The 25,310-nt window shown below is 29.4% G+C and carries 22 protein-coding genes; 6 read left to right on the forward strand and 16 right to left on the reverse strand.

The features are described 5' to 3' along the window. Nucleotides 1-3: 3 nt before the first annotated feature. The gene (locus tag EM932_RS00910) at nucleotides 4-3,201 is read left to right on the forward strand and encodes an ABC transporter permease/M1 family aminopeptidase (RefSeq protein WP_135874533.1); all 3,198 of its coding nucleotides are present in this window, start codon (nucleotides 4-6) and stop codon (nucleotides 3,199-3,201) included. Between the two features lie 35 nt (nucleotides 3,202-3,236). Here the strand turns inward: EM932_RS00910 and EM932_RS00915 are convergent, their stop codons facing one another. From EM932_RS00915 to EM932_RS00970, 12 genes are all read right to left on the reverse strand, one after another. Continuing rightward, entirely contained in the window at nucleotides 3,237-3,986 is a 750-nt protein-coding gene (locus EM932_RS00915) for a carbon-nitrogen hydrolase family protein (RefSeq protein WP_135874535.1), read from the reverse strand. Nucleotides 3,987-4,054: 68 nt separating this feature from the next. Next, on the reverse strand, nucleotides 4,055-4,501 hold the full coding sequence (locus EM932_RS00920; RefSeq protein ID WP_135874537.1) for a DUF4386 domain-containing protein: 447 nt from the start codon (nucleotides 4,499-4,501) through the stop codon (nucleotides 4,055-4,057). Then, nucleotides 4,480-4,737: a DUF4386 family protein gene (locus EM932_RS00925; protein ID WP_135874538.1), complete on the reverse strand. Its 258-nt coding sequence runs from the start codon at nucleotides 4,735-4,737 to the stop codon at nucleotides 4,480-4,482. Before EM932_RS00925 ends, EM932_RS00920 begins: the two co-directional genes overlap by 22 nt. A gap of 16 nt (nucleotides 4,738-4,753) precedes the next feature. Then, on the reverse strand, nucleotides 4,754-5,434 hold the full coding sequence (locus tag EM932_RS00930) for a DUF4386 domain-containing protein (RefSeq protein ID WP_135874540.1): 681 nt from the start codon (nucleotides 5,432-5,434) through the stop codon (nucleotides 4,754-4,756). A gap of 211 nt (nucleotides 5,435-5,645) precedes the next feature. Next, nucleotides 5,646-6,005: a hypothetical protein gene (locus tag EM932_RS00935; protein ID WP_135874542.1), complete on the reverse strand. Its 360-nt coding sequence runs from the start codon at nucleotides 6,003-6,005 to the stop codon at nucleotides 5,646-5,648. Nucleotides 6,006-6,169: 164 nt separating this feature from the next. Next, nucleotides 6,170-7,624, reverse strand: coding sequence for an amidohydrolase family protein (locus EM932_RS00940; protein ID WP_246040819.1), 1,455 nt, complete (start codon nucleotides 7,622-7,624; stop codon nucleotides 6,170-6,172). Between the two features lie 24 nt (nucleotides 7,625-7,648). Beyond that, on the reverse strand, nucleotides 7,649-8,881 hold the full coding sequence (locus EM932_RS00945; protein ID WP_135874546.1) for an alpha/beta hydrolase-fold protein: 1,233 nt from the start codon (nucleotides 8,879-8,881) through the stop codon (nucleotides 7,649-7,651). A gap of 103 nt (nucleotides 8,882-8,984) precedes the next feature. Continuing rightward, nucleotides 8,985-9,398 (reverse strand): DUF6326 family protein, encoded by a 414-nt coding sequence (locus EM932_RS00950; RefSeq protein ID WP_135874548.1) that lies wholly within the window; start codon nucleotides 9,396-9,398, stop codon nucleotides 8,985-8,987. Between the two features lie 67 nt (nucleotides 9,399-9,465). Continuing rightward, entirely contained in the window at nucleotides 9,466-10,317 is an 852-nt protein-coding gene (locus EM932_RS00955; protein ID WP_135874550.1) for a helix-turn-helix domain-containing protein, read from the reverse strand. A gap of 25 nt (nucleotides 10,318-10,342) precedes the next feature. Next, a complete protein-coding gene (locus EM932_RS00960) occupies nucleotides 10,343-12,145 on the reverse strand; it encodes a serine hydrolase domain-containing protein (RefSeq protein ID WP_135874552.1) in 1,803 nt (600 codons plus the stop codon). Nucleotides 12,146-12,239: 94 nt separating this feature from the next. Beyond that, entirely contained in the window at nucleotides 12,240-12,950 is a 711-nt protein-coding gene (locus tag EM932_RS00965) for a LytR/AlgR family response regulator transcription factor (protein WP_135874553.1), read from the reverse strand. Beyond that, entirely contained in the window at nucleotides 12,950-14,029 is a 1,080-nt protein-coding gene (locus EM932_RS00970) for a sensor histidine kinase (RefSeq protein WP_135874555.1), read from the reverse strand. The genes EM932_RS00965 and EM932_RS00970 overlap by 1 nt, the downstream gene beginning before the upstream one ends. 207 nt (nucleotides 14,030-14,236) lie before the next feature. Here EM932_RS00970 and EM932_RS00975 point away from each other — a divergent pair, with 207 nt between their 5' ends. Genes EM932_RS00975 through EM932_RS00985 form a run of 3 tightly spaced genes read left to right on the forward strand, consistent with a single transcriptional unit; the run spans nucleotide 14,237 to nucleotide 18,436 of the window. Next, the gene (locus EM932_RS00975; protein WP_135874557.1) at nucleotides 14,237-16,609 is read left to right on the forward strand and encodes an outer membrane beta-barrel family protein; all 2,373 of its coding nucleotides are present in this window, start codon (nucleotides 14,237-14,239) and stop codon (nucleotides 16,607-16,609) included. Between the two features lie 55 nt (nucleotides 16,610-16,664). Then, nucleotides 16,665-17,642, forward strand: coding sequence for a hypothetical protein (locus tag EM932_RS00980; protein ID WP_211344239.1), 978 nt, complete (start codon nucleotides 16,665-16,667; stop codon nucleotides 17,640-17,642). 41 nt (nucleotides 17,643-17,683) lie between these two features. After that, a complete protein-coding gene (locus EM932_RS00985) occupies nucleotides 17,684-18,436 on the forward strand; it encodes a type 1 glutamine amidotransferase domain-containing protein (protein WP_135874560.1) in 753 nt (250 codons plus the stop codon). A 52-nt stretch (nucleotides 18,437-18,488) separates the two neighbouring features. On the opposite strand, the gene EM932_RS00990 is transcribed toward EM932_RS00985, so the two are convergent. The 3 genes from EM932_RS00990 to EM932_RS01000 form a co-directional block, all read right to left on the reverse strand. Next, entirely contained in the window at nucleotides 18,489-19,163 is a 675-nt protein-coding gene (locus EM932_RS00990; RefSeq protein ID WP_135874561.1) for an ankyrin repeat domain-containing protein, read from the reverse strand. Nucleotides 19,164-19,417: 254 nt separating this feature from the next. Continuing rightward, on the reverse strand, nucleotides 19,418-20,158 hold the full coding sequence (locus EM932_RS00995) for a metallophosphoesterase family protein (RefSeq protein ID WP_135874563.1): 741 nt from the start codon (nucleotides 20,156-20,158) through the stop codon (nucleotides 19,418-19,420). A 152-nt stretch (nucleotides 20,159-20,310) separates the two neighbouring features. After that, the gene (locus tag EM932_RS01000; protein ID WP_135874565.1) at nucleotides 20,311-21,777 is read right to left on the reverse strand and encodes a serine hydrolase domain-containing protein; all 1,467 of its coding nucleotides are present in this window, start codon (nucleotides 21,775-21,777) and stop codon (nucleotides 20,311-20,313) included. Between the two features lie 202 nt (nucleotides 21,778-21,979). Here EM932_RS01000 and EM932_RS01005 point away from each other — a divergent pair, with 202 nt between their 5' ends. Continuing rightward, entirely contained in the window at nucleotides 21,980-23,038 is a 1,059-nt protein-coding gene (locus EM932_RS01005; RefSeq protein ID WP_135874567.1) for a sensor histidine kinase, read from the forward strand. Then, a complete protein-coding gene (locus EM932_RS01010) occupies nucleotides 23,019-23,702 on the forward strand; it encodes a LytR/AlgR family response regulator transcription factor (protein ID WP_135874569.1) in 684 nt (227 codons plus the stop codon). The genes EM932_RS01005 and EM932_RS01010 overlap by 20 nt, the downstream gene beginning before the upstream one ends. A gap of 582 nt (nucleotides 23,703-24,284) precedes the next feature. Here the strand turns inward: EM932_RS01010 and EM932_RS01015 are convergent. After that, complete coding sequence (locus EM932_RS01015; protein ID WP_135874571.1) at nucleotides 24,285-25,301, reverse strand: LacI family DNA-binding transcriptional regulator; 1,017 nt, start codon at nucleotides 25,299-25,301, stop codon at nucleotides 24,285-24,287. Nucleotides 25,302-25,310: the final 9 nt, after the last annotated feature.

The following is a 25,310-nucleotide window of genomic DNA, read 5'->3' on the forward strand; positions in this document are numbered from 1 at the left end:
GTTATGAATACTATTTTTCTTTTTGATATAAAAAGCTATTTTAAAAGACGGGCATTCATTCTTATTTTACTATTAATCATAGTTATAGGTTTTTTGGGAGGGATGAATGCTCAATTTTCGATTAGTGATACTATTTTTAGAAATTCTCCTTATCAAATAAGTTTTATCCTTTCTCTTGTAAGTTTAACAACTATTTTTTTTAGTACATTATTCACTTCTCAATTGCTTTTTAAAGAAGTAGATTCAAATTTTGAATTCTTATTATTTAGCACACCTTTAAAAAAGAAAACATTTGTTTTAGGGCGCTATGTTGTTATACTTTTGCTAAGCTACCTATTTGTATTGTTACTATCTATTAGTTTCTTATTTGGTCAATATTATGGAGAAACCTCAAATAATGTAACTGTGTTCTCATTAATTCACGTTATCTATCCTTTATTCATTTTCGGTTTTATAAATACCTTTTTTACAACTGCTATTTTAAGTTATATAGGATGGATTTCTAAAAACAAATTGTTTGTATATATAACCGGTTTATTACTGTACGTTATTTATATCATTTTACAGCTATATTCAAATTCCCTTTTGGTATCACAACTAATGCCACAATCTGATGAAGCTAAATTTATTTCAGCATTAATTGATCCTTTCGGGCTATCTGCATTTTTTCATCAAACCGTAAATTGGTCAGTTTTACAGAGGAATACAGAAATGGTTTCTTTGACTGGCGTTTTTTTAATAAACAGATTGGGTGTGTTTTTAATTTCAGTATTTCTACTGTTTTTAAGCGTCAAAAAATTCTCTTTAGATAAAGTTTCAAAACCCAAAAGAATAAAAGTTAAATCAACTTTAAAAGCCTCTAAAAAAGGCTTATTGTACGGTCCAATAAAAACGGTTTATAATTTAAAAACAAAACTGCAATCGCTCATTTCCTTTACCAAGATTGATCTTATTTATATTGTTAAAAGTATTCCTTTCGTATTAATCATTTTAATACTCCTATTTGTATTAGGAATGGAAATACCCGCAGAAATTGACAAAGGTTCAAGAATTCCTGAACACTATGCTACATCTGGCTTAATGCTCCAAATTATCAATCAAAATTTTCATGTAATTTGCGTAATTGTAGTTTTGTTTTATAGTCATGATATATTTTGGCGAAGTACTACTGCAAATTTTAATGCCCTTGAAAACACTACCGCTAATAGTGAAATAAGATTTCTTTCTAAATGGTTAACACTCTCTATTATTGTTGTATTATTTAGTGTTTTAATGCTTGCAGAAGGAATACTGTTTCAACTACTTTATGAATATTATTTGATTGAATGGAGTGTTTATAAAGATGTTTTTATATTTAACACACTTCCTTTAATTCTTTTGAGCGGTATTTTGTTACTAATTCAAGAAGTAATTCATAAAAAACATATTGGCTTAATAGCTACATCATTATTTGCTTTAGCAATGGCAACACCAATTAGCGAAATATTAATAGAATTTCCACTACTTAAATTTTTAAATACTATTCAACTTAATTATAGTGATATGAATGGGTTTGGGTTTTATAAAAATGCATTTGTGCTAAGGTTAGCTTTTGGTTTTTCCGCAGTATTAATTTTAATTACATTATTGCATTTTTTCAAAAAACAGCTTGTAAAAAAACATGTCACCATTATACTTTTGCTTTTAAGTGTATTTGCTTTTTATTCCGGATCTGAGTTAATAAATGGTTCTATAATTAAAAATGAAGATTCAGAATTGCAAGTAAGAGCCGACTATGAAAAACAGTTTAGAGCATATGAAAATTTAGCTGTTCCAATAATTACAGATGTAAAGACAACCGTTAACCTGTATCCAACAAAAAATAGATATACTATTCAAGGACAATATATTTTAGAGAATAAAACACAGAAAAGTATACATAAGGTGGTAGTCAATTTTCCTGATGATTTTAACATAAAAAAAGCAACATTACTAATTGGCGATACATCTATTGATGTAAAAAATACAACAGAAGTAATTGTATTAAAAAAAGGATTGAAGCCTAACGAAAAAGCAATATTTAATTTCAAGACTTCATACCAATGGAAAGCTGTAAATGGTCATGAACCATTTAATGCGATTATAGGTAATGGTTCCTTTATGAGGATTAGTAGATATTATCCTCAATTTGGATATCAGAAAATTCACGAAATACATAAAAAGTCTATCAGGAAACAGTTTAATTTAAAAGGAAATGCTACTAAAAAAATAGATTTTAATAGTCCGAAATCTATAAATAATAGTTTTATAAATTTAGACATGACTATTTCTACATCGTCAAATCAAATAGCAGTTGGAGTAGGAGAACTGGTTAAAAGTTGGAAAGAGAATAACCAAAATTACTTTCACTATAAAACAACAACTTTAATTCCGTTTCATTTTGCAATAGCATCAGCAAAGTATGCTGTTAAGAAAGACATTTATAATGGTAAGAAGTATGAAATTTATTACCATCCATCACATCATGAAAATGTAGAACACTTATTAAAAAACGCAAAATTGACAATGGATTATTGCGAAACAAATTTTGGTAAATATCCCTTTGAAACAATACGATTTGTTGAAATTTCAAATTTCACTAAAGGATTTGCAGCAACAGCCTATCCAGGAACAATTTATGCTGTTGAAGATAAAATGTTTCATTCGAATATAAAAGCTGATAAGCAGCAAGATGTTATTAATGAACTAGCAGGTCATGAATTAGCACATATTTGGTGGGGAACAAGTCAAATTTTTATAGATGAAAGAGTTGGAGGGGCTATGCTTATAGAAACGCTAGCTATGTATGTAGAAATAATGCTTCTTGAAAAAATGTATGGAAAAGAAAAAGTATGGGATCGATTAAAAATGCATCTTACTATTTACAATAATTCAAGAGGCTTTAAAACAGAAGAACCCTTATATAAAGTAAAAAACAATAGTCCCTATATTTCATATAGTAAAGGTGCTATAACCATGTATAATTTAAAGGAGTTAATAGGAGAAGATACCGTAAATAAAGCACTAAAAATGTTTTTAGAAAAGAATAAATATCCAAATCTTAAACCAATTAGTTCAGATTTTTTAAATGAATTGTATACTGTAACTGATGAAAAATTTCATAGTGAAATCAAGAAAATGTTTACCGAAGTAAATGATTTAAAAATTGACTTTGGAGATTAAAGTATCTTGTAATTCAAGTTTAAATTAACAAGGTATTATCTTGTTGTCGGTTGTTTTTTCAATTGTGTTTTAATTATTTTTTCCGTGTCTGTGTCAAAAATTAAAATACCTTCATTGTTACCATCTAATTGTTCAATTAGTTTACCTTTATTATTCCAAACAGAACTCTTTCCTGCACAATCATAATTACCTGATTCTCCTACAAGATTAGACATTACTGCCACCATTTTATATTTTTTTGCAATATCTGAAATTCGGTTTATATCTTTATCTACTCCATTTGTTGAATTCAGAACGCTTGCAATATAAATATTAGCTCCATTTTTAAACGCTTTTTCAGAATGTTCAGGTATGGATGTTTCATAACATATTGCAAATGCTAGTTTATTATTTTTAAATGTAATTGGGTTTAGATTTGTTCCAGACACAAAATAATCTTCTTCTCCTGGGTGTAGATACTCTTTAGAATAAGTCATTCTAGATTTATTAGGTTGAAATAGTACCATACTGATACAAATACCATTCTCGTTTTTAGTTGGTAGTCCAATACCAATTATAATTTTATTTAAATCACTAATTTTTTGAAACCCATCAAATCTTTTGTCATCCTTTGTGGTTGCTAATTCTTTTGCCAATTCAGGTTCATATCCTGTCAATGAAAGTTCTGGGAAAACTATGATATCTGAATCGTTTTGAATAGAAAGGTTAATCAACTTTTTATGATTTTCAATATTCTTTAGAATATCTCCTTTAATTGGTGCTGTCTGTGCAATACAAATTCTCATTTTAAATATAGCTATTGTTGTACGTTCGTTTCTTAATTTCTAGATATTATTGTTCTACACTTTTAATTCTAGATCCTTATAATTAAAAGCCATAACATAAAAATTAATTCTCCCATTGTAAAAACAAATAAGAATTGTGTATTTATTTCAGGAAAAAAAAAGGAACTCAAATTATCAATCCCCCAACTTAAACCAGCAATTAATAAAATAACTCCAAATAGTTTTGGTATATAAGTCGCTTTATAAGCTAAATAACCAAGTAAAATTAAATAAACTCCAAAAATTATTAAACCAAAACTACCTTCAACTCTAAAGGCTTTTATATGTAGCAATATACTATCGTTTATTTGACCAATTCCAGTATTCTTTAAATGTTCTATAGATTTAATAATACTTAGTATTGCAAGCAGATTATACAATGCAATGAAATACATGGCTACATATACTAACCTAAACCAAGCGGTTAATAGTGATAAACTTTTATTTACAGGTTTTAGAATATATATAATGCCCATGATGCTACAATGTCTGCAATTAGGGTTAATAGAATTAGAAAGATAGCAATAGTAAATAAGTGTTTATTGTTTATAATATTTTCAGCAGTTATTGTAGCATTTTTAGAATCTATAAGTTTAGGGAATATTGAAAACTCTGCAAAAGGAGTTGTTAAAACCATAACAAGCAAACTTAAGCCAGCAATTAATGCCGCTTTACCCAGTGATATTTCAGTCTTATTACTTATTGGTTTCATAGTCGTTTTTACTAATTTATTTTATTTCAGTTTCTAAAACAGTCGAATTAAATCCTTTGAAAATTAGCCAAAGGGGAAGAAATAGTTGAATCAATCCTATTGGAAAAAGCATATTTATACTAATACTATTTCCTGAAATTGAAAATAACATTTCAATAAACATTAGAATTACAGCTAATACCCCAACAATAGAAATAATATTTGGAATTAATTTGGACACGTACAATGTATAGTATAAAATAAAAACTGGGAAGCAAGAAATGAGTAGGCTCAAGTGGTGTGACCACCAATGCTTTTTATAAAATATGGTACCTAGAGTATTTAATAAATCAGAATTGTCAGTTCCATTTTTAGTATACTCTAGACTTAATTCCAACATAGATAGAACACTAATATTGTCAATAGATATTGATATAAACCCTAGTATGCTAAATGCTAAATATAAAAAAGCTAAAGTGATACTATATTTTTTAAAAATTGGTAATAAAATTGCAGCTATGACAACGGACGTTATGCCGCTTAAAAATAAAAGTAAGATAGAAATAATAATTTCATTTGAGTTTGCAGAAGTGGTGTTTAGAAAATCATCTGAAAATAGTACAGGACCTTGTAAAAATTGATAGACTATAATACCTGTTGTGAAAATGAATAGAAATAATAGTCCTGCGAGTCTTCCAATTTTTATGTTTGATTTCATATTTGAATTGATTATTTGATTGATTTATATCACGTTATAAACTATGAAATGTTATAAAAGTGTATGAGTTTCCAAATTGCACATAACAACGAATAGACACACTAGTTCTCTTATTTTTTACTACATATACATCATATAGTATATTAATCTATTGTTTTTTAAGATAGTTCTTGCATTAATATAAATATTTTATCCAAAACTATAATCAGCTTTAGTCTTTACCTAATACGTATGTTTTAAAAACATATTTCCATGGTGTAAAAATTAGAGGAATAAGCATAATTATAAAAATTTGCGCCCAACCTTCTACTCTTGTGCCAGCAATATTTCCGTTAACCCATAATGGGTAAGCAACAAAATATAACCAAAGCCCTTTATAAAAGAACATAAAGAGCATAATAGGTAACATTTTCAGAGTGTGAAAAATTCCCAAACCTGATAGTGTTGTATAAGCAGCTATAGAACACCACGCGATTGCAATTGTAGCATTCCAGTCGCCTTTATGTGTGATTAATTGTGTCCAGGCATCTTTAGCCGCGAAAAAGAACATAAGCGCAAAAAATAGTTTCAAAACATACACTTTTATTGGCCAAACTTCTTTATGTTTTGCGGAAGGGTGAAAAAGACTTTTAATAGAATTCAATATCTGCATCTTGAAGTAAGTTGATTTCTTATATTGACGAATGTGATTTAAAAATGTTACATTCTTAGGAAGATTTAAATTGGATACAGTGTTTACTTTTCAAATATCAAGTTTTCTAAGTATCTAACAGCTGATGCTATTAAGTTCTTACGATTCCTTGCCTTTTCTTCAAAATTATCAAGAGAATCTCTGTTCAGTTTTCTACCCTTTATAAAAACAGTTGTAGGGTTTTGTAATGCAGATAAATTTAATAATGGATTATTATCTGTTACTATTAAGTTTGCAACTTTACCAACTTCAATGGTTCCCATATTATTCATAATCGAATGTGTTTTTGACGCATTCACTGTCGCTGTTCTTAGTACTTCATAATTAGAAAGTCCAGCTTCTTTGTAAAATGCAAGTTCTTGATGTATTGAGAATCCAGGAATAGTTACGCCAATTCCAGCATCGGTACCACAGATAATAGGTGTTCCTACTTCATGAAGTTTTTTAACAATTTTTAAATGAAAATCATGTTGTTTTTTTATAGTCTTAACAATAGTAGAGTCCTTTAATTTAGTATTATCCCATCTTTCAAATTGTGCTTTACTATCCGTTTTTTTTATAAGCGGATTCATAAATTGAAGTTTTTCTGATTCCAAAATTTCATCATCAATAAGCATTTGATAAATATTATTGTAACCCGTTAAAGTGGGACTAAAAGCACTGTGTTTTGATTTTTCGAAACTATTAATAACTTCATTTAATTTCAATGTATCCAATCTATAGTTTAATGGTTGCTGTATAATTTCCTCTGCATGTTCTATAGATTTTACCTGTTGATTGAAATGATAAGAATAAGATACTTTTTGTGATGGATGTGCAACGATATCTATATTAGAGATTGCTGCTTGTTCAATAACAGTATCGAATATATCTTCTGTTAAGCCATAATAGGTTTTAATAAAGTCGTATCCTCTCTTCTTGTATGAAACCACTTTCTCCCTAGCTTCATTGGGATTTGTTAATTGTAAATTATCATCTCCAATAAATTCTGGACCTGTGAGTTTAGGTCCGGTTGTAAAAAATAGTGGTGAAATAATTTCATCATTATTTACATCTTCTTTAATTCTTAAATGCATTGGCATACCCCATAGATTTCGAATTGCCGTAACGCCATTAGACAGATATAGCCCTAGTTCATATCTATCCCATACATGAACATGCATATCTATAAGACCTGGTGTTAGATACTTGTTTTTTGCATTAAGAATTTCAATTCCTTTAATTTCAATACGGTCTGCAATTTTTTGAATTATTCCATCTTTGATATATACCATTTTATCAACTAAAATAGTGTCTTGAGTCATTGGAATAATATTCACATTGGTAATAAGATATGAATCATTATTTGCAAACGCATTCTTTTTGACTTTCAAGTATTTTGTATTTTGCACTTCTATAAATACCATGATAACAATAGATATTAATAAAATTCCAATAACTATGATTATGAATTTAAGAATTCGTTTTGCTATTTTCACTTTATGTAGACCATATGACATATTGGAGGTGGGCTTAATCTCGTTTTATTCTTTCTCTAATACTTTCAATTTATCTTTTGCAAGTGAATCTTTATTTAAAGAAATGGATTTTTTGTAATTTTTAATAGCCTTCTCTTTATCTCCACTCTTTTCATAAAAATTCCCAAGCGAATTATATACTTGATGATTTTCAGGAAAGTTAGTTACATTCAATTGAAGTAACGCTTCTGCTTTTTTTAGCTGCTTCATATCTAAAAATCGATTTCCCATTTTATTAATAAAATTACCGTAGGGTTTAACACCGTAACCAATTGTTTTAGATACTTTTTTAAAGTGATTGACAATCAAACTTTCAACATCCGTTTCTGGGTTATAAAAAACATTCCCATCAATTTTTAAATCGTAAAAATCAAATATAAATCGTAAAGCATCATATGTACTAATTAGCGGTGAAGAACCATGCGTGTCATTTTCATAATATTTTCCTTTAAATTTTAGCTGGCTCTGAGTATTACTGCTCAGCAAGACATTAAGTTTTAAAATAGAACGTATATGGAATGTTTGATCAGACTCGTCTTCCTCTACACTATTGATATCCATATCTTTAGGTAATGTATTTGCAACCCCTAAAAAAAGTGTTTTATTGTTAAACTTTCCATCTAATTTGCTATTCTTTAATTCATTTAAAAGCTTTTGATTATCCCACCACATAGCGGGGTCTATAGCTATATAAGCATTAAATAAATTAGGTTTTGTAATGAGCGTATGCATCACCAAGAGCCCTCCAAGGGAATGCCCTATAAACATTCGGTGAGGTGCTGTAGGATATTCGGATTCAATTTTAGGTATTAATTCTTTTTCTATGAATGAAATGAACTTTTCTCCTCCCCCAAAATTAGCAATTGTAGTGCTATCGATAGAAGTATCTTTGATTTCCTTTTTGGGAGTTAAATCTCTACTTCTATTTGTATTGGTAATACCCACGATAATACATTTAGGAAGAATATTATTATCACTTTTTGAGCTTAAATTTTCTATCATCCCAACAACAGAAGAAAAATGAGCATCACCATCCAACAAGTATATAACAGGATATTTCTGTTTTAGTAACACACCATCCACCTTATCTTTAGGAACATGAATCCACACTTTTCTTTCCTCATTTAATATTTTGGAATATATACTTTCTATTTTCCCTATATTGATATCATTATTTGATTGCGCATTAATATTAAAGCAATAGAAGCATAGAATAAGGATTAAACATGATTTTTTCATTTTACGGATTGTTTTATCGATTGTGGAAATTACATGATTTTTTTTATATAACAAATTATGCAGTTTTTCTCAATTTTTTGTTATCCATATATTTTTAAGATACTTATTCTTCAATCATTTCTTGTTTAGGCCATTTGCATGCTAAATAAAGTATTATTATGAGAGCGATTATTTCTATTGTCGCGAAAAATATATATGAAATAGGGGGATTAGTAAGCCCTCCAAAGATGACATAAATAATAGAAATTGGAACAGCAATAAAATTGCATATTCTATTCCATTTTCTGGATAATATTCTGGATAATAAAATTAAAATAATGGGTATTTCTAATAAAATAGAAAAGGTAAGCACTGCTCCAGAGGTTAGTTCCTTACTAGCTTGTTCCAATAATTCTAGATACCCAGGTCTTAGCATACCCATAATATCGGCATATATCATATTAATAAGTACAAATATCCAAAGTGTTGATAATACTATTTTACTTTCAATAGGTGAATTTTTCTTTTCTGTTTTCATTATTATATTGTTTTTGTAATACAAAAATGAGTTGATAAAAAAAACAAGGCTTGATTAATAAAGTCAATTACTTGACTGAAAAATTCATTCTATAAATAGTAGGGCTAACGCTATATTTTTTCTTAAAAGCTCTAGACAAATGCTCGGGGCTACTAAAACCACACTCGTATCCAATATTACTAATAGAGTCTTGAGATACTTTTAATAGAGTAGCTACCTTTTCTATTTTTTTGTCTACGATGTAAGCATTAGGCGTTGTTTTGTAAACTTCTTTAAATTTTCGATTGAAGGTTGATATACTGCAATTAGTTACCATTGCTAAGTTTTCAATAGATGATGTTGTATTAATATGGGCGTCTATTAATTCTTTGAAAGTAAAGGTTCTTTCTGAAAAAAGACTTTTTGTAATTTGTTTAATATCCTCAGCATTTTCACTTTGAAGTAATAGAAGAATGATTTCTTTTAATTTCAGTTTTAAAATGTTTTCTGTTAAGGCTTCTTTATTTTTAAACAATTGTAAAACCCCATCAAAATAATGTTTTACAAAGCTTTTAGAAGCAGATTGAACAACATACTGTGTTACAGGAGTTTCTAAATCCTCCCAAAGTTCAGGTTTAGTTCCTTGAAAAACTTGATGCAATAAATCTTTACCAAAGTGTACAATTATTGAATCTATAATCCCTTTTGGTTGTTTAGAAATCATTGAGCCTGCAGTTAATCCGCAAAGCGAAAGAATGACTTGTTCTGGTTTTGCAACAATGTTTTCAGATTCAGATAACGGCTGTCCTTCTCCTTTTAAGATGTAAACAAAACAAGCTTCATTTGGCAACGGAAGCGTTTCTTCCATAGGTGTTGTCAGACTTATTTTTGTAAATAAAGGGCAGTCAAACAGGGTTATCGTTTCATGAGATTTTATCATTTTCAGCTAAATTAAAATATGTTTTTTAAGCCCATAACTTAAGAGGAATTAAGTTCCAATAGGTTAATATTATTGTCCATTGAAGAATAAATAGAATTGCAATTACATCAATTTTTAATGGTTTATTTTTTCTTACTTTAATCAACCCAAAAATCATTGCTAAAGGTATTATTCCAGTTACTACCGTTAATAAAACATTTCCAACTGTAACGTCACCTAAATTAAGGATGGACTGCGTTAAAAGAAAAGGTATTGGAATTAATAAACAAGCTATAGCACTAAATGGAACTGTTAGTATTTGATTTTTCTTAAATAATTTGTTTTGAATTAGAAGATAAAAACCTCGGCTTATTACTAATATGATGCCTACAAGACCAAGTATAAAACTCAGCCATAGCATGCTTAAATAAAGAACACTTACTTTTTCATACGTTACTAAACCATTACTAATTATTTGTTTTTTATTTTCTTCATATAAAACGTGAGAAGCTTTTACCTTATTTTTCACCCTAAATAAGTTTTTACCAAGTGGTAAAAGGTAATAGCTTTTCTTTTGAAGTGATGCCATTTTTAATTTATTATCAACCGCATTTACTTTTATTGAATTAAAAAGTAAATCAAAGTAAGAAGACACCTCAAATCGAATAGGGTTTAGTCTGTAAAAACCATAATAATCTTCTATATTATTTGGTAAACTGTTTTTGACTTCTTGTTTTTCGGGTTTTTCAATTTTTAAATAATCAATGAAAATTTTGTTGAATTTTTGATAGTTAGCTATTTCGCTATCCATATTAAAACTGATAAAAAAGGCCTTTTTCTCTTTTGGAAACACATGAAATGTTGCTCTATAACCAATTATGTTTCCACTATGATAATACCCTAGAACACCATGTCTGTCTGTGTGATTAAATCCAAATTGATAACCTCCATTTAACCCATGTTTATTAGCATCTGTTGTTGTGGGTTTGCCCATTTGGTTTAATAGCTCTTTTTTTATAAATGGTTTTTCATTTATACTTCCATTGCCCAATAAAAACTTAGCCAGTAGAGCCATATCATGTCCGGTTGTAGTAAACTGTCCAGCTGCTCTAATATGCATAGGTACATTTTCTTGAGTACTTCCATCTTCAAAATGTCCCATAGCTAAGCTCTCGTCTGCATTTTCCGTAGTTTGAGAAACAAATTGAAAAGTACTATGCTTCATTCCTAAGGGAGTTAAAAGGTTTTCATCTAAATAGCTTTCATAGGATTCTCCTGTAATTTCTTCTATAATTATCCCTAAAATAGTGTATCCAATATTAGAGTAAGAAAATCGTGTGCCTGGTTTGGTTCGGACTTTTAATACCGATACATCTTCAGAAACAATAGATTTTAGAGGTGTGGTAGAGGTTATTTTTGTACTAAATATTTGCCATAATTTTGCGTCTTGCAATCCAGAAGTATGATTTAGTAAATCCCTTACGGTAATAGGGTTTGTTGTTTTCCAAGGATTATTCAACTGCAGATTAGGCACAATAGTATTTACGGGTGCGTCAATAGTTAACTTGTTTTGACTAGATAATCGAAGAATACCCAATGCAATAAGTGTTTTTGTTACCGAACCAACTTGTACTTTATCAGTACTACTCAGTTTTTCTTTAGAAACAATATTTTTCAGACCAACTGCTCCTGTTGTAATTTCCCCGTTTGAGACTGTAGACCATACCGCTCCAGTTAAGCCTTGACTAATAAGTGTTTGTTCTAATTCTTTTTTAAGAATTATATCTTGTTGCCCGTTTAACAAGAAATTTGAACATAAAATAAGGGCTACCAAAAAATATTTAGACATAAAAACCTGTTTAGAATGATGACGACTCTTATTTCTATTTGTTACAGGTTAACCGTTCATTAAGGGTTTTATACTTGCCTTTTTATGACTAAAATCAAGACCTTTTTAACAGTTCAAAAACACGGTGTTTATAGCTAATCCCAATAGGGATTTCAATATTGCCTAGTTCAATATCTTGATTTGTAAAGGCTGTTATTTTTTTAGAATTAACAATATAAGAACGATGGGTGCGAATGAAAAAAGGAGGAAGCATGCTTTCAAAAACACTTATTTTTTCTTTGGTAGTGATGGCTTCTTCAGAGGTATGAATTCTAACATAATCTTTTAAACTTTCAGCATATATAATATCATTAAATAAAACCCTATGATGCTTTTTATTCATATTTACCTGTAAATAATTAGGTGCTTCTTTAGAGGGGTCTATATGTGATGTTTTTAAACTTTGAGTTGAAACCGACTTAAAATACTTGTCAATGGCTTGAAAAAAACGTTCAAACGGAATGGGTTTTAGTAAATAATCAAGCACTTCCAGTTCGTAACTTTCTAACGCATATTCCCTATAAGCTGTGGTTAAAATAACCTTGGGAGTATTGCTTAATGATTTTAAAAAATCGATACCTGTTAGTGTAGGCATTTGAATGTCTAGAAAAAGCAAGTCTACCCGTTTAACCTTTAAAATTTCAAAAGCTTCAAGCGCATTATGACAAATAGCTAAAACTTCTAATTGTGGAATTTTAGAAACATAATTAGCAATTAAAGCACATGCTAAAGGTTCGTCATCGATTATAAGACACTTGGTTTTCATTAGCTTAAATCTATATTAAGTTTTACAGTATAAGATATATCTTCTTCATGTATTTTAAATTGAAATTTATCAGGATAAATTAATTTCAATTGCTTTTCAATATTTTTTTGCCCAATGCCATCTCTGTATTTAGTATTGTCTTTTTGTACTAATTTAGATTTTGTATTAAACACATTAAAATTTAATGTTTTATTTTGAACTTTAAAGTCAATTTTAACAATCGTTTTATCAATGGTACTACTAATACCGTGTTTAAAAGCGTTTTCTATAATAGATACTAGAATTAAAGGTGCTATTTTGGTTTGAGGATTATCAATGTTTTTATTGAGTTTTAATTCTAGTCGTTCTCCATAACGAAGTTTTTCTAAATCGATATAATTCTGTATTAATTCTAATTCTTTTTCAATAGTAACATGTTTGTCGTTGCATTGATACAACATATAATCTAGAATCTGGGAAAGTTTTAAAACCGTTTCTGGTGCTTTTTTCGATTTTTGAAGTGTTAAAACATATAGATTATTTAAGGTGTTGAATAAAAAATGTGGATGAATTTGAGCTTTTAGAAAATTTAACTCAGCTAAAGATTTCTCTCTTTTAAGCTGTTCTATTTGGCTTGTTTCAATAAACTTTTCCTTAATTAATTTTAGAGTAAAAAATATTAATGTAGGGAAGTATAAACTTAGAAAATAGGTTGAATATAGTTTTCTAATATCTAGTAAAATTTCGACAACAGATTCTTGTTCAAACGTCCCTTTTCTTAATAAAGTCTCTACAATATATACCACCAAAAGTCTATCTAAAACACAAAAGATATAGCTAGTAATTACTATAGAAATTATAAATAAAACATATTTTTTCTTATATAATAGTTTTGGTACTTGGTAGTAGATAAAAGTATACGCTACTACAATTTTAGTACTCAGCATAATTAATTTATGTAAAAATTCACCGTCAGAATACCTAAAATCAGAATGGAGTCCTAAAACTTGAAGCAAATAAATGGTTAACCAAAAAAGCACATGCTCTAACCATCTTCGGTTTTGCACATAGTCTATGATATGTAAAAAATAGTCTTTCATGCTTTAAAAATACACAGAATCATAACTAGATATATTAAATGTCGCCCAACTTGTATTAAAAACCTACGAATTTGACTTTTTTAAGTATAAATTAAACTTATCAAAATCAAATCCTTATCTATATTCGGCAACCTTGTATTGGTCTATAATTTAAAAAGAGCTTTGTTTTTAAGATGATTTTTGAAGCATCAATCTAAAAACAAAATTATGAATCGACTAATCATCGCATTATTATTTCTTTTTTCAATAAGTGCATTTGGAAATAATTTGTCATTAGCTAAAAACATTAAAGGTATTGTTATTGATGCTGAAACAAAACAGCCTTTAGAATTTGCAACAGTGTCTATTTATAAAAACGAAACACTAATAGACGGTATTATTACTAACGAGAAGGGGGGCTTTTCTATCAGTGTTCCAAATGGGAATTATGCTTTAAAAATTGAATACCTATCCTATACAACATTTGAAACTGATATAGAGCTTAAGCAACATATCGACTTGGGAATAATACCTCTTAACCTTGATATGGAAACTTTAAATGCAGTAGAAATAATCGCCAAAAAATCTGTAATGGAATTTAAGCTAGATAAAAAAGTGTTTAATGTAGGCAAAGATTTAATTTCTCAAAATGGTTCTTTATCACAAGTTTTAAATAATGTGCCATCAGTTTCTGTAGCCATTGATGGCACTGTTAATTTACGAGGAAATCCTAATGTTACTATTTTAATAAATGGTAAACCATCGGTGCTAACCTCTCAAAATAATTTAGACCAAATTCAATCTCAAAATATTGAGAGAATTGAAGTAATAACTAATCCGTCATCTAGATATCAGGCATCAGGAACAGGAGGCATCATTAATGTGGTTTTAAAGAAAAACAAAACAGAAGGGTTTAGCGGTTCTTTTACGGTTCAAGCAGGCACTCCAAAAGACTATAATTTTAGTACAAGCTTAAATTATAAGGTAAAAAAGCTGAATCTTTTTTCAACAATTGGGTATAAAAACTCTGACTATAAAAGGGAGCAGACTGCAAATCAGGACATCATAAACAATAATGCCACCACCATTTTGATGCTTGATGCTTATAAAAATAGTAATGATGAAATACCCAATATTTACATAGGTGGAGATTATTCTTTTAATGAAAGAAATAGCGTTACCATGTCTTTTTACCATGATGTTTTAAAGAATACAGATGAATCAAAAGCACTTTATAATTATCTAGATGAGTCTCAAACCATAGATAGTACAATAGTTAGAACTGAGCACTATTACGAGCCTCAAGATTATAATCAATTTGAGCTTTCTTATTTAAAAACATTTAATAAAGAGGGCAAAAAATTAATGATTGATTTTCAATATGATTTTTGGGATGATGATGAATTAGAAAACCTGTTCACACAAAAAATTGTTCCCGTAGAGACAACTCCAGATTTACTTAGAACACGTAATATTGAAAGTAGTAATGATTACTTAATTCAATTGCATTATGAATCACCTATAACCACTAAAAGTAAATTTGAAAGTGGATTTAGAGCGGAATCTAGAGTAATATCTAGTGATTATACAGCTGAAGAATATGTAAATAATCAATGGCAAATTTTTAATAACATTGAAAACAATGTAGACTACCACGAAAAAATTGGTGGTGTTTTTGGACAATTTGCACACACGCTTGATAAGCTAAGTTTTCAAATTGGACTAAGAGCAGAATTCACAGAAATAAAGATAAAAGATACTGAAGGAGAGTTTAATAACAGTAAAAAATACAATCAATTTTTTCCAACAAGTTATTTAAACTATGCTTTTACGGATGGCTCAAACCTTCAATTAAGTTATAGTCGAAGAATTAATAGACCTGGGTTTTGGCAGCTAAATCCCTTTGCCGGATTATCAGATTTTAGTGCTATTAGAATTGGAAATCCCGATTTAAACCCTGCTTTGTCAAATGTTTTGGAGCTTGGCTTGTTAACCAGATTAGATAAAATAACCATTAATCCTTCTGTGTATTATAATTATACCTCTAATGCATTTGATTTCTCGGTCACTAAAAATAACGAAGCCATTATCATTACAAAACCAATTAACTTAGATTTTGAAGAGCGAATAGGTTTTGAGTTATCTGCAAACTATACCCCTTATAAATGGCTGAATGTCTCTGGAGAATTCAACTATTTTACTTTTGAAAAATCGTGTAATACTGAAACACAAAATTTTGATTTTAGAGACAGTCGTTGGTTTACTAAACTTAATGCCCAATTAAACTTTCCAAAAGATGTTTCCGTACAAACTAATTTTAGTTATTATGCTCCAAATGAAAGTTTACAAACAAGGATAGCGGCTAACTATAATTTAGATATTGCCCTAAGTAAACGCTTTTTAAAAAACAAAATGCAAGTTACTTTTAATGCTCAAAATGTTTTTGATTCCCGAATTGAAAAATGGACAACAACAGGAGAAAACTTCTTTTATAAAGGGCAACGAAAACGCTACGGTACACGCCTAAATATAGCTTTACTATATCGATTTAATAAAAATATAACTTCCAAAAGCAGAACTCGTGGTAGCAGTAATCGCTAAGACAGTTTGTTCATTAAACATAATTATTTATCAACTCAATTAAAAACATAAAAAAATGAAAAAAAATACTTTTCTAATATCGACTACATTAATTTTAGTATGCTCTTGCTTTATTAATTTGTTGGCGCAAAACAGCCCAATTGGGACTATGAAAATTATTGAAGGCTCTGGCTCTTTTCAAATAAAAGGCGGCATTGGTCATGAAAATGATACGATTACTGTTTTTTACCATAAACCTAAAAATTTCACTTCAAAATCTAAGATTTTAATGGTTATTCCTGGTTCTGGAAGGAACGGAGATAGTTATCGTGATTCTTGGATAAAAACATCTGAAAAACATTGTGTTTTAATTCTTTCTCCAGCCTACGCCAAAAAAGATTATTCATATTTAGGGTATCATTTGGGAGGTGTTGCTAAAGATAGAGATATTAAAGATGCTTTTACTTTTGTGAAAAATTCTAATCAAGTTATCATGGATGAAGAAAAAGCCATATTTGAATATAATGATGATGCAAGACAATGGATTTATCCTGATTTTGATCGTATTTTCAATCTTGTTAAGAAGACAATTCAATCACAACAAAAGAAATACGATATGTTTGGACATTCTGCTGGTGGACAAATATTACATCGTTTTGTTTTAATGCATCCTAACTCTAAAGCAGACCGAATTTTAGCATCAAATGCAGGTTCGTATACATTGCCAGACATGGAAACAAATTATCCATGCGGCATTAAAAATGTGAATCATTTAGACTTAAAAAAGGCGTTTAAAAAACGTTTAGTACTGTTTTTAGGAGAATTGGATAATGCTAATGAAAATGGAGGGATACTCTTAAGGTCTAAAACAACCGACAAGCAGGGGTTACATAGACTAGCACGTGGAAAATACTTTTATCACTATGGTTTAAAAAATTCAAAAGACCATAAAAATAAATTCAATTGGACATTAAAAGTGATTCCTAATGTTGGTCATAACCAAAGAAAAATGGCTAAAGCAGCAGCTGTTTATCTTTATAAGAATGATTTATAATTAGGTGAAATTTAAGAATTAATTAAATAAAAGCACAAAAAATGAAAAAAGTCATTCTACTAATAGTTACATCAATACTAATATCATGCACATGTGGGACTCCTGCAAATAAAAAGAAAAGAGTCCTCGTCGTTCTTTCAAATACTGTAAATATGGGAGATTCAGAGAAACACGAAGCCGGTAATAATCTTTGGGAAGTAGCACCCCCTTATCATATTTTTGTATCTCATGGATATGAAGTTGATTTTGTATCGCCTACAGGAAAGGACGCTCCTTTTACAATGGAACCTATAGGTATTAGTAGCTATACTATGAAATATGAAAATTTTACAGAAAAGGCAAACAATTCTTTTAAACCAAACGAAATTGATCCTAATGAGTATGAAGCCGTTTTTGTTGGCGGCGGGTATGGTTCATTATTTGATGTTGTTAATAATGATGAGATTTTATCCATATTAGCATCTGTCTATGATAATAATGGTGTTATAGGAGGGTGTGGGCATGGTCCTGGGGCTTTTGCCAATGTAAAATTGCGTAGTGGAGCTTATATGATAAAAGGTAAAAAAGTGACTGGGTTTCCAAATTCAACAGAAATAACTAAAAGTTGGGCTATGCAAGGAACTTTGTTGCCTGAAACTGTAGAAGATTTATTAAGGAAAAATGGTGCATTGTTTCAATCTAAAAAAGATTTAAAAGATAAGTATGATGTGGTTATTGATAAGCGAATTGTTACTACTATGTTTCTTCCTTCGGCGGCTATTGTTGCAAAAGAAATGATTAATTTAATGAAATAAATGTAGGGTTTTCGGTATTAAGAGTAATTCTTAAATTAGAGTTGAAGGTCGCTTAGTGTTTTTCCTTTTCAAGGATAGAAATAATTTTTTCATAATTATCAATCAGTTCTTGATTTTCAAAACCTTTAGCTTCTTCGAGACTTGCCTTAAACTGTTCTATAGTGTTTAATCCTTCAAAATTTCTTAGACTTACATTAGCATTATTCTTCAATAAAAAAGAGAATATTTCAGGGTTTGATGCGTATGTTAGTGCTGTATACCCACTATTGCATTGTAAGTTTATTTTTGCATCTTTTTTAATCAAAAATTTAACTAAATCTAATTGATTTCGGCTTGAAGCCATCATTAAGGTTGTCATTTCTCTATAACCTTTTTGATTTACATCAACGCCTTTGTCAAGTAATATTTTGGCAATATTTGTAAGCCCATAAAAACTTGTTTTGAAGAGTGCACTGCTGTTATCGTCATCCACTTTTGTTATGTCAGCATTTTTATTGATTAAATAAAGAGCAATATCTTCTTTCCCAGCTTGAATGGCTTTCATTAGTAAAGTTTGTTTCCACTCGCCTATACAATCAATATTTTCTCCATTCTCAATCATTTTTTTAACCAATTCTAAATCACCATTTTCTATAGCAATTTGAATTTCTTCACTACATTTTTTTTGAGAGAATAAATTAAAAGGAAAAATCATAGTTGTAAGTAAAATTATAGATAGGATTTTCATTTCTTCACAATTTAAATAATTTTTATAATTAACCAAAGGGCGTTTTAAATTTTAATGATGCCTATTTTTAGAGACCTAGTATGTGCCATTTTAATTTCTTTTATAAATTAAAGAATCTATTATTAGCGTGTTATTCTTTTTCATTTTTGTACAGACTATTGTTTTTATGTTGACAAGAAATTAATGTTAAAATAAGTGCAACCGCTAATTTTTCAAATTTGTTAACTAATAAATCCGTGTTGGGTTTTTATTAATTACACACGACCTGTTCTTATCCATTTAGCCCAATCGTTTCTATTATTTTTTTCAGCAGCCCTAGCAGCTGCCTCAAATTCGTAGTCTACAGAAATTAATTCAACATTTATTTCATTGGTATTAATTTTTAGTATAGCATATTTTGCATGTGGACTAAGACTTTCCATTTTATGTGGAATGGGTAAATCATCATTATAAGCTGGTAAACCAATGCTTCCAGGGTTTACAATAGTCTTATTTTTAGTTTTTACCATTCGCGGTATATGGCTATGCCCACAAGTAATAATGCTCTCTTTGATATTGGATAGCGTAATTTCTATCTCATCATTTGTTTGAACACCTACATAATCCGTATTAATTTTTTCTAATAGCGCAATGGAGTCATTTACAGGATTTCCGTGGCAACAATATATATTATTATAGGTTAAGTCAAATGGTAATTTTTTTAACCAATTGATAGCATCATTACCTAAAGAACTTTTAACATATTCTAATGTTGATATGTTTGTGGTGTTATGAACATTTTCAATAATAAACCTATCTTGATTTCCTGAGATACTTTTAGTATTATTCTCTAATAATAACTCAAATGTTCCTTTTGGGTCTAAAGGGCCATAAAGGCTATCTCCAAGATTTAATATTGTGTCAATTTTTTTGGTTTCTATATCTCTTAAAACTTCTTTAAGAGCCCAAGAGTTTGCATGTATATCAGATATTATGGCTATTTTTTCTGTATTCATTTATGCCTATTTTGTGATTTTAATTTAGTACATATATGTTATCTAATCTTGAAATATGGCTACAATTTATATTCGTTTTTAACTCAGTTTTTGTAAGCGGTTCATTCTGTTATAGCTATTTAATATATTTCAATCTATATTTAAAATTTAGTCTAATTTTTTTCTTGCAATTTTTTAACCATTGCTATAGCATTGGTATTTTTTGGGTTTAAATTAATAGCTTTTTGATAAGCTTTAATGGCTTTGTCAATATAGCTATTTTTATAATATATTTCTCCCATAGTGTCCCAAATATTATCATTTTTCGGAAATAGAATTGTATTCAATTCTGCCATTGGTAAGGCAATATCCATTCTGTTATTTCTAGCATATATGCTACTTAATCTGTTTAAATAAGATGGTGACGTTAGTTGTTTACTAAATTTACTTTTCACTTCTCGTGTTAAATCTGATTGATTTCCATTAAATTTTTTGGTAAATTCAAAAAGTGCGGTCATAAAGTCTGCCTTTATTTCTTTCGGAGTATAGTCTACATCAAATAACATTTTATCAACAATCCAAGGAATTTCACCATTACTTCTTGTATATGAATTTGTTGCGTACAAAATCGTAATATTTTCTTCCGGAAACCATCTGAAGTCATAAAAGAAAGTACCGTCACTACCATCATGAGTTACCGTTTTAGTACCTCTAACTGTTTTAAAAATTGCCCAGCCATATGCATAATAACTTGTTTCTCCTTCATATTCTAATACATAAGGTTTGGTTAATTTTTCTATCGATTTTTTTGACAACACTTTTCCAGAAATAAGCGCTTGGTACCATTTATACATGTCGTTTTGGGTAGAATGAATTCCGCCATTACCCTTTAAACACCAAGACACCATTCCTTCCTTTTTATGTATATCTAAAGAAGTTCCTTTGTTAATTACATTATAAATATATCCATTAGCGATACTTAAATTACTCCAGTTAGGCAGTACATAGCCAGTGTAGTACATTCCAGCAGGTTTGAATAAGTTTTCTCGTAAATATGCTTCATAAGTTTGACCAGAAGCCAATTCAATGATTCTAGCCAATAAACTATAGCCTACATTTGTGTACTCGTGTTTTAATCCAGCTTTAAATAGTAATTTAGATGTTAGCGCACGTCTAAAATATTCGTCAGTAGGGATATTATCAAAATCAGTTTCTCCAATATCATGTACAAATCCAGCAGTATGTGTTAGTAACTGGTGAATATTAATTGTTTTTTTATCTTCTGGAACATCTTTAAAGTACTTTGTGATAAAATCTTCTACTTTTAACTTGCCTTGTTCTTCTAATTTTAAAATGGCAGCCGCGGTAAATTGTTTAGTCACAGAACCTACTTTAAATACTGTTTGAGGTGTATTTTTTATTTGTTGTTCTTTATTCGCCATTCCATAACCTTCATTTAAAAGAATGTCATTTCCTTTTGCAATCAATACGGCTCCGTTTAAGCCATTTTTTTCACTAGCTATTAAATATTTCTTAATCTTATCTATTACTTTTTGATTGCTTTTATTAATTTGAGAATACATAGTGTTGGTTACTAATAACAGTACAAGTATTAAAGTGCTTAAAATTGTTTTCCTCATGATGTTTTAATTATTTATAGTTTTAGATACAAATAAAAAAGATTCTATCATGCTCTTTAATAGTGTGTTATCAATCATTAAAATTTTGTTTTAAAGTATTGAAAAAAAGAGATGTGATGTCCTATTTTCCATTTCATAACATAATTCAATGGGTTTATACCAACTTCAATTTTTGCACTTTTATTTATAGTATTTTAGTGTTATGGAAAGAAAGTGGATTTTTTTTAGCTTGCATTTATTATTTTGGTTGCTAACCTCTTGGTTAATTATCTCTTCTTTTTCGATAGTTCAGCATATTGTTGATATTGATGATGGAGCTATTACTGATAACATTCAAAGAAGCGATGAACTAATCTTGTTTTTTAGTATTGGGCAGCCTTTTTTTGCACTATATTTTTACCTGCAAATCTACCTGACCAAAAAGTTAGTTAATGACAAAAAGATTGTTGAATTGGTTTGGAAAACAGCGCTTTTAATTATTTTGTATTACGCACTTTATTTGACTGTAGTTTATTTCTTTTTTATTGAAAGCATTCACATTTTATGGTTTCCATCGTTGTGGTATGGTATTTTTATTTTTTACATTGTTATTAGTATTGCTTATGGATTTATTGTGGCTTGGAGCCGAAATGAAAAAGATAAGAGGCAATTAGAAATTGCTAATAAACAAGCAGAATTAAACCTATTGCGTGCGCAGTTACATCCTCATTTTTTATTTAATACGATGAACAACTTATTGTCAATGGTAAATCAGGTTCAGAATCCGAAACTAGCAAAGAGCATTGATACTTTGTCTAACCTGTTGCGTTATGTTGTGTATGAAAACAATGAATCACGAGTAACTATTGCAAAAGAAATTCAATTTATACGAGATTTTGCTGAATTAAATTTATTACGATTTGAAGAAGATGAAGTCGATTTTAAACTTGAGGTAATTGGGCAGAATGATCAGCAATCTATAGAAATGAGTATATTATTATGTTTTTTAGAAAATGCCTTTAAACACGGTATACAGCCAGAAGCAAAGTCTTTTATACACATTGGTATAGATGTGTCTAAAAAACAGGAGTTGCTGTTTGTTATTAATAACTCTGTACATCCCGCATTAGAAGGCTCTCAGTTTGCAGGTTATGGTTTACAAGCTACCAAAGACCGTTTGCAATTGGCGTATCCAAATGGACATACATTAAGTATACAAGAGACTAAAAAAAGCTATAGCGTAACATTAAAAATTGATACAGATGAACGTAATTCTTGTTGATGACGAACCTAAGGCAATTGCTTTACTTTCTTCTTATTTGGCTCATTTTTCAAATTTTAATTTAGTGGAGACATTTAGAAATGGACTCAAGGCTCTTGAATATCTTAATAATAACACTGTTGATGTGGTCTTTTTAGATATTAACATGCCGCATTTAAGTGGATTATCTCTGTCTAAGATGCTGCCTAAGGAAACCGCTATTGTGTTTACTACTGCATATTCTGAGCATGCCTTGGAAAGTTATGACGTGCATACAGTAGATTATTTACTTAAACCAATTAGTTTAGAACGTTTTTCAAAGTCAATTACTAAGCTATTGGCTCATAAAAATATACAAACGCCCCCTGTCATTAAGCAATCAATTAATACTATTTTTATAAAAAGCGGACAACAAATACACCAAGTAGATTTGGAAGAAATCTTATATCTACAAAAGGATGGCAATTATATCAATTACCATTTATCAACGAAAAGAATCATGGGTAGACAAAGCATTTCAGAAGCTTTAAGTAATCTGCCCAACAATTTCATTCAGGTACAGAAATCTTATATTGTGAATTTTTCTAAAATTACAACGATACAAACTGATTCCTTAATTATTGATAAAACTCAAATACCTATTGGAAATCAGTTTAAACCTAATTTACTAGCTCGATTGAAGTGAAGTATGCTTTAACAACTTTATTTAGTCAATGTTTTTTTTGAAGTATAATAAGTGTAATGATTGCTGGTGTTTGTATATATACAACTTCCTTTGTTTTTAGTACTGTAAAACCCAAATGGCTTTTAGAATAAATATTTCCTAGTACGGATAGCGAATCGAGTAAAATTATTATTAGAAAAAAGTATATTATTGAGGGCTTTTGCCAGTGTTACATTTGCTTTTCTTGTTTTGAAGTAATCTTAAAATTTGATGAAATTTAATTTTTTTTTAAGTTTAAGAGATGTTTTTAAACTCATTTATTATGCTAAAAAATGAATTTTATTTATATCATTTTAATAGAAATTGTATATCTACTAACCTTTAAACAGGTAAAGAAAAACAAAAGTTCTTATCAAATAAGTTACCCATTCGGTTATCAAGTTTAGCTAATAAAGTATAACTATTTGATTTTTGAAAATATAATGGGAGCAGTAGTCTACCTGCCACCCCGACTAGCCTAGAAATAGGTCACAACAAAACACTGTTAATCGTATGATTTTCAGTGTTTTCTGTTTTTAGGCATTTTATTTGATGCCAAAAATATTAATTCCCTGAAGACTCCCGTATGATTAATTTGTGCCTTAAACTTATCGAGTGTGTTTCTCGTAGTTGGATATTTCCTTTTATTTGATTGATCACGCTTTCGCCTGCCAAAAGTCCCATGTTGTAACCAGGATATTCTATAGTGCTTAATGAAGGAGTTATTAACTTAGATATGGGATCGTTATTAAATCCAACTACTTTTATGTTTTCAGGAATTAGATAGTTCTTCCTTTTTAATTCTTGAATACAATAAGCAGCAAAAGAATCACTCAAAACAAATAAACCATCTATAGGTTTATTCATTTTTATAATATAATCAACAACATCTTTTGCATTTTGAGATTCCATAGTAGTTTCAAAAACATTAACTTCTTCGAAATTAAGATTATTATTTTCTAATGCTTTTTTATAACCTAATAATCTATCAGCATATACATTTCGCTTGAGGCTCCCTGTAATTATTAAAATGTTTTTACAACCTTGTTTAGCTAAATGATCGGTAGCTTCATATCCAGCTTGAACATTGTCTATAACAATAGTTGGACAATTTGTTAGATTATGAACGCGATCCAAAAATATCAAAGGAATATTAGCTTTGATGTAGGGGGTAAAATGTTTGTAGTTCTGGGTATCGCGAGCCAAAGATACCAAAAGACCATCTACTCCACTGTTAAATAATGTTTTAGCATTCAATATTTCTTTGTCCATCGACTCTAAAGATTGACTGATAATGATGCTGTATCCTGCTTTATTGGAAACTTCTTCAATACCTGCTAAAACAGTTGACATAAAATAGGAGTCAAGTCTAGGGACAATTACTCCAAGAGAGTATGTCTTTTGATTGCTCAAATTAGCAGCAAATTTATTACTGCGATAATCTAGCTTATTGGCAATGGCGGCAATTCTCTTTTTGGTAATGTCACTAATTGCCGGATGGTTATTAAGACCTCTGCTTACCGTTGCTGGAGAAATATTTAATTCTTTTGCTAAATCATAAATTGTAACTTTTTTAGCCATGCTATGAAA

Source organism: Flavivirga rizhaonensis, from assembly GCF_004791695.1.
Classification (GTDB): domain Bacteria; phylum Bacteroidota; class Bacteroidia; order Flavobacteriales; family Flavobacteriaceae; genus Flavivirga; species Flavivirga rizhaonensis.